We start from the raw sequence: 6,683 nt of genomic DNA on the forward strand, positions 1-6,683 counted from the left end.
CATGCATTTATTGTATACGCGTATACAATAAATGCATTCGTCGTCGAGATCGCAGATTTGCCATCAAGAACGGGCGATCGCCGCAAGCACGCCCCGCCCCCCTACAGGAGCCGCGCATGAGCCACCAATACACCTCCCACATCGTCTGGACCGGCAATCGTGGAGAAGGTACCGCCCACTATCGAAGCTACGACCGGACTTGGGACATCGCCGTTCCGGGCAAACCGGTGATGCATTGCTCGAACGATCCGCTGCTCGGCGGCGACCCGACAAAGATGAATCCCGAGGACCTGCTGCTCTCTGCGCTCTCGGCCTGCCATATGCTCTGGTATCTGCACTATGCGTCGGACTCGGGGATCGCGGTGACGCACTATGCGGACTCGCCCATCGGTATCGGCGAGGTGGAGCGCGGTGGGGCCGGACGCTTTGTTTCCGCCACGCTGCGGCCGGTCGTGACGATCCGCGGCCATGCCGATCTGCGGGTCGCGCAGGCGATCCACCATCGCATCCACGAGGTCTGCTTCATCGCGCGTTCGGTAAATTTCCCGATTTTCCACGAGCCGCGGTTCATCCAGGAAAACTGATCTCGAAGCAAAAATGGGCCGCAAAAAAAACGCCGCTCTCTCGAGCGGCGTTTTTTTCAAGCCGGACATACGCCCGGCCGCGTTAGATCAGGCCCGCGCAGGCGTCGATTGCGCGTTCTTGCCCAGCACCAGCTGAGCGACGACCACCACGAGGATGTTCAGGATCAGCGCCCAGAGGCCGGTGTAGACGGTGAAGCCCATGAGCGTATGCACGGGCTTGATGCCGTCGGAGAAGACCGTCCAGGTGCCGTAGATCAGGCCGGCCAGCCAGCCCAGCAGCAGCGCGCGGCCGCCGAGCTTCTTGCAGAACAGACCGAACACCACCGACGGCAGCGTCTGCAGAATCCACAGGCCGCCCAGCAGCTGCAGGTTGATCGCGTATTGCGTGGGCACGAACACGATGAAGGCGAGCGCGCCCAGCTTGATCAGCAGCGAGACGACCTTGGCAACCTTGGCTTCGCCGGTATGCGTCACCTGCGGATTGACATAGGCCTTCCAGAAGTTGCGGGTGAACAGGTTGGCCGCGCCGATCGACATGACCGCCGCCGGCACCAGGGCGCCGATGGCGATGGCCGCGAAAGCGAAGCCCGTGAACCAGCTCGGGAACAGGCTCTCGAACAGCGCAGGCACGACCTGGTTGGGCGCGGAGACTTTGATATGCGCGGCGTAGGCCATGTAACCCAGCATGGCGATCAGTGCCAGCAGCAGCGTGTACAGCGGCAGATAGATCGCGTTCTTGCGTATCGTATTGGGGCTCTTGGCGGCGAAGATGCTGGTGAGCGTGTGCGGATACATGAACGCCGCCAGCGCCGAACCCAGCGCCAGCGAGGCATAGGGCAGGAACTGCGCGGGCGACAGCGTCAGGCCGCCGCTGCCCTTGGCCTTGTAGCCTTCCGCCGCGGCATGAAACACCGCACCGTAGCCGCCGACCTTCATCGGCACCACGATCACGGCGGCCAGCACCACGACGTAGATCATCAGATCTTTGACGAAGGCGATCAGCGCAGGTGCGCGCAGGCCGGCAGAGTAGGTGTACAGCGCCAGAATGACGAAGGCCGCGAACAGCGGGATCTCGCCTTGCAGGCCCAGCGCCTGGATGACCACTTCCATGCCAACCAGCTGCAGGGCGATGTAGGGCATGGTCGCCAGCACGCCGGTGACCGCCACGGCCAACTCGAGAGGACGCGAGTTGTAGGTGGCATACACCACGTCGCCCGCGGTCACGTGGCCGTTCTTGTGCGCCAATTGCCACAGCTTGGGCATGATGGCGAACACGATGGGGTAGACGATGATGGTATAGGGCAGTGCGAAAAAGCCATAGGCGCCCACGGCATACACCAGGGCCGGCACGGCGATGATGGTGTAGGCGGTGTAGAAGTCTCCGCCCACGAGAAACCAGGTGATCCAGGTGCCGAAGCGCCGGCCTCCCAGGCCCCATTCATCAAGCTCGGACCGCTTGCTGCCGTGGCTTTGCCAGCGCGAGGCGGCAAAGCCCATGACGGTGATCAGCAGGAAGAAGAAAATGAAGACGGAGAACGCAGTCCAGTTGATCGAGCTGCTCATTCTTCACCTCCCTTGTGGTAGTGGCGAAAGACCAGCCAGGTCAGGAAGGCCGTCACGGGTATCCAAAGAATCTGGTACCAGTAGAAGAACGGAAAGCCCAGCAGGGTAGGTTCGGCCTGGTTATAGAAAGGCACCCATAAGAGGCCGATGAAGGGTAGTAAAAGAATGATCCACATAGTCTCGATACTCTCCTTTGTAAAAATCTTGAGTGGCCCGATCGCCCTGGATGAACGGTTTGAAGCGGACCACGCGCGAACGGCATCATGCCTTGTGAGCAGACGGCGCACGTTCTCCCCTTTGTATTGTCGGGGTCTTTCTCGATAAGAAACGACTATTCCCTGATAATTGCCTGACTTTCTGTTGCATAAACGAAACAAAATGACTCATGCTCTCTCGGCCCGCAAGCCGCTCGATACCTTCGGCACCGGCATGCTGGTTCTGCTTTGTCTTTGCTGGAGCCTGCAGCAGATTTTCCTCAAGCTGGCCGCGCACGACGTTTCCCCCACGCTGCAGCTGAGCCTGCGCTCGTTGATCGCGGCCGCCATACTGGGCGTCATCGTGCTGCGACGGGAAGGCCGAAAAATTCTGTCCGACGGCACCTTGGGCTCGGGCCTGGTGGTCGGCGCGGCCTTTGCGGCGGAGTTTCTGTTGGTCGGACTGAGCCTGCAGCACACCACGGCCGCGCACTCGATCGTGTTTCTCTACACCGCGCCGATCTTCACCGCGCTAGGCATGCACGCCACGCGGCCGGAAGAGCGCCTGAACCGCCGACAGTGGGCGGGCATCGCCGTTGCGTTCGCCGGTATCGCGCTCGCCTTTCTGACCAAAGGCGCCGGCTCGCCGTCCGGCGCCGGGCCGAGCATGCCGGGCGACCTGCTCGCCCTGGCCGCGGGCGCGGCCTGGGGACTGAGCACGGTGCTGATCCGCAATACCAGACTGTCGGACGCGGCCCCGGACAAGACGCTTTTCTACCAACTGCTGGTGGCGGGCGTGGCGCTGTATGCCTGGCATCTGGCCCGCCCCGACGCCGCGCCGACCTGGACTCCCCTCGCCTACGCCAGCCTGGCTTACCTCGTGATCGTGATCTGCCTGTTCAGCTACCTGACCTGGTTCTGGATGTTGCGCAGCTATCTGGCCACGCAGATGTCGGTGCTGGCATTTCTCGCGCCGATACTGGGCGTGCTCTTCGGCGCGCTCATCCTGCACGAGCCGCTCGAACCGCTATTCGTGACCGGCTCGGCGCTGACGCTGGCAGGCATTCTGCTGGTGATTCGGGCCAGGACTTAAAAACATCAAGCCAGTTCGCTCAAGCGGCGCCGCTGCTGCCCTTGGGCGTCGAAATTGTCGGGCGACAGCCAGCGCTCGAACATCGCCCTGCGAGCCGGCCATTCGCTGTCGAGCAGCGAAAACCAGGCCGTGTCGCGCGAGCGACCTTTGTAGACCACGGCCTGGCGGAAGATGCCTTCGAAGGTGAAGCCCAGTCGCTGGGCCGTGGCGCGCGAAGGCGCGTTCAGGCTGTCGCACTTCCACTCGTAGCGGCGATAGCCCAGTTCGTCGAAGACGCGCTTCATCAGCAGGTACTGCGCTTCGGTGGAAATCGGCGTGCGCTGCAGCAGGGGCGAGAACGTCACATGGCCGACTTCGACCACACCGTTGGCGGGGTCGATGCGCATGAGCGCAAGCGTGCCCACCGCGCGGCCCGTGGCGAGATCGATCACGGCGTGATGCAGCGGGTCTTGGCTGGCTGCGGCCTTGTCCAGCCAGGCGCGGTGAACGGCGGGATCGGTGTAGGGCCCCACGGTCAGGTAGGTCCAGGCGCGCCCGTCGGCGGCCTGCTGAAAAGCCGCGACCAGGTCATCGGCATGGCGCGCGGGGTCGAGCGGCTCGAGGCGGCAAAAGCGCCCCTGGATGGACGTACGCGGCGGATGCGGACGCGCGCCCCAGCCTGCCAGTTCGGGACCGATGGGTTGACCGTATTCGTTGGTGCGCGAGGCGGACATGCGGGAAATCTCCTGTTCGGATCTCGGGTTTTCAAACAGCTGCGTACGATAGTGCAAAAATACCGTTCATCCCATTTTCCTGAAACGCCGCCAAGGCGTCCGCGCATCACATCATGAACTACGACTACGATCTCTATGTCATCGGCGCCGGCTCCGGCGGCGTGCGCGCCTCTCGCTTTGCGGCCGGTTTCGGCGCGCGCGCGGCTATCGCCGAAAGCCGCTACCTCGGCGGCACCTGCGTCAACGTGGGCTGCGTGCCCAAAAAGCTGCTGGTCTACGGCGCCCACTATGCCGAGGACTTCGAACAGGCTTCCGCTTTTGGCTGGACCGCCGAGGCGCCGCGCTTCGACTGGCCCACGCTCATCGCCAACAAGAACCGCGAGATCCAGCGCCTGAACGGCATATACCGCAACCTGCTGGTCAATTCCGGAGTGGCCCTGCACGAAGGCCATGCCCGCATCGTCGATCCGCATACCGTGGAGATCAACGGCGAGCGCCATACGGCCAAGTACATCCTGGTCGCCACGGGCAGCTGGCCTTTCGTGCCCGAAATTCCGGGCCGCGAACACGCCATCACCTCCAACGAGGCTTTCTTCCTGAAAGCGCTGCCGCGCCGCGTGGTGGTGGTGGGCGGCGGCTACATCGCCGTCGAGTTCGCCTCCATCTTCAACGGCATGGGAGCCCAGGTCACGCAGCTGTATCGCGGCGAACTGTTCCTGCGCGGCTTCGACCAGGGCGTGCGCGAGCATCTGCGCGACGAACTGATCAAGAAGGGCGTGGCGCTGCGCTTCAAGAGCAACCCGGCGCGCATCGACAAGCTCGACGACGGCACGCTGCGCGTGACGCTGCAGGACGGAGCCACACTGGACGCCGACTGCGTGTTCTACGCAACGGGGCGGCGCGCCATGGTCGACGGCCTCGGCCTGGAAAACACGGGCGTGCGGCTCGACGGACAGGGCTACATCGAGGTCGACGACGACTACCGCACCGCCGAGCCCTCCATCCTGGCGCTGGGAGACGTGATCAACCGCGTGCCGCTCACGCCGGTGGCCCTGGCCGAAGGCATGGCGGTGGCGCGTCAGCTGTTCCAGCCCGAGGAGTACCGGCGGGTCGACTACACGCTCATCCCCACCGCGGTCTTCAGCCTGCCCAACATCGGCACGGTCGGTCTGACCGAAGAGCAGGCCCGCGCCGCTGGACACGAACTCAAGCTATTCGAAAGCCGCTTCCGGCCCATGAAGCTCACGCTCACCGAGTCGCAGGAAAAAACCCTGATGAAGCTGGTGGTCGATGCCAGGACCGATCGCGTGCTGGGCTGTCACATGGTCGGGCCGGAAGCCGGCGAGATCATCCAGGGCCTGGCCGTGGCGCTCAAGGCCGGCGCCACCAAACGGGTCTTCGACGAAACGCTGGGTATCCATCCCACCGCGGCCGAGGAGTTCGTCACCCTGCGCACGCCGGTGTCGACGACCGCCTAGCAACCGATGAAGCCGGGCGCCGCGCCGCGGCGTCTGCTACCGTAGAGCCTTCATACCCCGGAAGATCATGGTTTCCAGACTGACCCTCCTATTGGCGCCAATCGCGCTGGCCGGCCTGCTTGGCGGCTGCGTCGCGCCCAACACAGGCGGCTCCGCTGCTGGCGCCTCGAACACGTCCGGCCCATCGAACGCCGCCAGCACTACCTACACGCCCATGCCTACCGGCCCGGCGATGTCCGACTGCGATGCCGATCCCGTGCAGAACATGCTCGGCCAGGTTTATCGCGACAGCACGGGCGAAACCGCGCGACAGCGCTCCGGATCGCGGATCATCCGACTGCTCAGGCCCGGCCAGGTCATGACCATGGAATACGATCCTTCACGCATCAACATCATCCTCGACGACAAGGGCGCGATCCAGGCGCTGCGTTGCGGCTGAATCCTCTCATCGCGTCCATGCAATCCGCCGATCTGAACGTCTTGCTGGCCTGCCAGGGCTGGCTGGCGCAAGGCCGCAATGCCGTGCTGTTGACGGTGTTACGCACCTGGGGTTCCTCGCCCCGCCCCCCCGGCGCCATGATGGCCATCCGCGACGACGCCGCGGTGGCCGGCTCGGTTTCAGGCGGCTGCATCGAAGACGACCTCATCGCGCGGGTGCGCGAGTCCGGCCTCGCCGCGCTTTGCCCGGATGGCAAGCCGGAGATCGTGCGCTACGGCGTGCTGGCCGAAGAGGCCCGCAGGCTGGGCATCCCGTGCGGCGGCACCCTGGAACTCGTGCTCGAGCGTCTGTCAGAACACAGCCGCATCGACGACACCGTGCGCATCCTGCAGCAACGTCTATCCCTGCGCCGCGAGGTCGATATGCGAACCGGCGCGGTCACATTGGAAGCGGCCCCGGCCGATTCGGCGCCGCGACTGCACGACGACCGTTTCTCGTGCGCCATGGGGCCGCGCAACCGGCTCATCGTCATCGGCGCCGGACAGCTTTCGCGCTATCTGTGCGAGATCGCGCTGGGGCTGGACTACAGGGTCATCGTCTGCGATCCGCGCGAGGAGTA

8 protein-coding genes are annotated in these 6,683 nt (G+C 64.3%); 5 read left to right on the plus strand and 3 right to left on the minus strand.

Annotation, left to right across the window (positions count from 1 at the left end; translation table 11 throughout):
* The first annotated feature begins 116 nt into the window (after window positions 1-116).
* Window positions 117-584 (plus strand): OsmC family protein, encoded by a 468-nt coding sequence (locus ACTHJ1_RS01875; protein WP_440186848.1) that lies wholly within the window; start codon window positions 117-119, stop codon window positions 582-584.
* An 87-nt stretch (window positions 585-671) separates the two neighbouring features.
* On the opposite strand, the gene mctP is transcribed toward ACTHJ1_RS01875, so the two are convergent.
* On the minus strand, window positions 672-2,147 hold the full coding sequence (mctP, locus tag ACTHJ1_RS01880; RefSeq protein ID WP_440186850.1) for a monocarboxylate uptake permease MctP: 1,476 nt from the start codon (window positions 2,145-2,147) through the stop codon (window positions 672-674).
* Window positions 2,144-2,323 (minus strand): DUF3311 domain-containing protein, encoded by a 180-nt coding sequence (locus ACTHJ1_RS01885; RefSeq protein WP_440186852.1) that lies wholly within the window; start codon window positions 2,321-2,323, stop codon window positions 2,144-2,146. The genes mctP and ACTHJ1_RS01885 overlap by 4 nt, the downstream gene beginning before the upstream one ends.
* Window positions 2,324-2,525: 202 nt before the next feature.
* Here ACTHJ1_RS01885 and ACTHJ1_RS01890 point away from each other — a divergent pair, with 202 nt between their 5' ends.
* Window positions 2,526-3,434 carry a DMT family transporter gene (locus ACTHJ1_RS01890; protein ID WP_440186854.1) on the plus strand — a complete coding sequence of 303 codons (909 nt, stop codon included), beginning with the start codon at window positions 2,526-2,528 and terminating at the stop codon, window positions 3,432-3,434.
* Between the two features lie 5 nt (window positions 3,435-3,439).
* Here the strand turns inward: ACTHJ1_RS01890 and ACTHJ1_RS01895 are convergent, their stop codons facing one another.
* Entirely contained in the window at window positions 3,440-4,147 is a 708-nt protein-coding gene (locus ACTHJ1_RS01895; protein WP_440186856.1) for a GNAT family N-acetyltransferase, read from the minus strand.
* A gap of 113 nt (window positions 4,148-4,260) precedes the next feature.
* Between ACTHJ1_RS01895 and gorA the strand changes: the two genes are divergently transcribed.
* The 3 genes from gorA to ACTHJ1_RS01910 form a co-directional block, all read left to right on the plus strand.
* Window positions 4,261-5,625 (plus strand): glutathione-disulfide reductase, encoded by a 1,365-nt coding sequence (gorA, locus tag ACTHJ1_RS01900; RefSeq protein WP_440186858.1) that lies wholly within the window; start codon window positions 4,261-4,263, stop codon window positions 5,623-5,625.
* 67 nt (window positions 5,626-5,692) lie between these two features.
* Window positions 5,693-6,064: an I78 family peptidase inhibitor gene (locus ACTHJ1_RS01905; protein ID WP_440186860.1), complete on the plus strand. Its 372-nt coding sequence runs from the start codon at window positions 5,693-5,695 to the stop codon at window positions 6,062-6,064.
* A gap of 17 nt (window positions 6,065-6,081) precedes the next feature.
* A partial coding sequence (locus ACTHJ1_RS01910) for an XdhC family protein (RefSeq protein WP_440186862.1) occupies window positions 6,082-6,683 on the plus strand: 602 nt, incomplete at its 3' end.

This window comes from Bordetella sp. (genome assembly GCF_051960075.1).
In the GTDB taxonomy this organism is placed as follows: domain Bacteria; phylum Pseudomonadota; class Gammaproteobacteria; order Burkholderiales; family Burkholderiaceae_B; genus Bordetella.

Bases quoted from the DNA above. Each gene is read 5' to 3' on its own strand.
- ACTHJ1_RS01890 (WP_440186854.1), top strand. From the start codon at position 2,526: ATGACTCATGCTCTCTCGGCCCGCAAGCCGCTCGATACCTTCGGCACC.
- ACTHJ1_RS01895 (WP_440186856.1), bottom strand. From the start codon at position 4,147: ATGTCCGCCTCGCGCACCAACGAATACGGTCAACCCATCGGTCCCGAA.
- ACTHJ1_RS01885 (WP_440186852.1), bottom strand. From the start codon at position 2,323: ATGTGGATCATTCTTTTACTACCCTTCATCGGCCTCTTATGGGTGCCT.
- gorA (WP_440186858.1), top strand. From the start codon at position 4,261: ATGAACTACGACTACGATCTCTATGTCATCGGCGCCGGCTCCGGCGGC.
- ACTHJ1_RS01905 (WP_440186860.1), top strand. From the start codon at position 5,693: ATGGTTTCCAGACTGACCCTCCTATTGGCGCCAATCGCGCTGGCCGGC.
- mctP (WP_440186850.1), bottom strand. From the start codon at position 2,147: ATGAGCAGCTCGATCAACTGGACTGCGTTCTCCGTCTTCATTTTCTTC.
- ACTHJ1_RS01875 (WP_440186848.1), top strand. From the start codon at position 117: ATGAGCCACCAATACACCTCCCACATCGTCTGGACCGGCAATCGTGGA.